Here is a 980-nt window from a genome sequence, read left to right as displayed (position 1 = left end):
CAAGGCTACCGGCCATATAACGAACGTTTGCTTCAAGACTGGCCTTTGCCAAGCCCATTACGTTGTAGTTTGGCAAGGTTCTTTCTGAGCCTAAGTAGGTTAGGGTTAGTAATGACCCATTTCGCCCTTTCATTAACTCACGGCTTGCTTTCGCCAAAGCAACAAAGCTATAAGAGCTAATATCATGAGCGATTTGAAAACCTTCACGGGTGGTTACATCAACATAATCACCGTTTAGTTCGTGGGCGGGAGCGTAGCCTACGGAATGCACGATTATATCAATGCCATCCCACACCTTAGCAATCTCTTCGAAGACCTGAGAAATTTGCTCGTCGTCGGCAACATCGCAGGGTAGAATTAGCTTTGATCCCCATGCTTCACCAAACCCTTCAACTCGCTTTTTCAACTTCTCGTTTTGATAGGTTAACGCTATTTCTGCGCCTTCTCGGTGAAAGGCATTAGCGATACCGGTTGCAATCGATAGCTTGCTTGCAATGCCAACTATAAGAACTTTTTTACCTGCTAAGAAACCCATAATCTATTACCTGGAACCAATTGAAAGTGCTGTCTAAGCGAGAAGGTAGCTCGCAATTAATCTATGCTGATGTTAAGAATATACCACTTGCTGAGATATTTTTATGAATAAAAATAGGCCGCATCTAATAAGTTTTTTGTATAGTCATGTTGAGGTGCGTCAAAAAGAGTTTCACAGTCGTTTTCTTCGATAACGTCTCCATGGCGCATAACTAATACTCTGTGACTTAATGCTCGTACGACTGCGAGGTCGTGACTAATGAATAAGTAGGCGATTTGGTACTTTTCCTGAAGGTGTCTCAGCAAATCTATCACTTGGTTTTGGACAGTACGATCTAAAGCAGATGTTGGCTCGTCGAGTATTATTAGCTTGGGCTTAAGGACGAGCGCTCGTGCAATTGCAATTCGTTGCCTTTGTCCACCGGAAAACTCGTGTGGATAACGAT

General features: G+C 43.3%; 2 protein-coding genes. Both read right to left on the bottom strand.

Features of this window, described 5'->3' with window-relative positions:
• A partial coding sequence (locus A3735_RS26880; RefSeq protein ID WP_068638990.1) for an enoyl-ACP reductase occupies window positions 1-535 on the bottom strand: 535 nt, incomplete at its 3' end.
• A gap of 101 nt (window positions 536-636) precedes the next feature.
• Window positions 637-980 (bottom strand): ATP-binding cassette domain-containing protein (locus tag A3735_RS26875; RefSeq protein ID WP_156499956.1); only part of this gene is annotated, 344 nt, incomplete at its 5' end.

It is taken from the genome of Oleiphilus sp. HI0061 (assembly GCF_001635675.1).
This window is presented reverse-complemented; position numbering and strand designations above follow the sequence as displayed.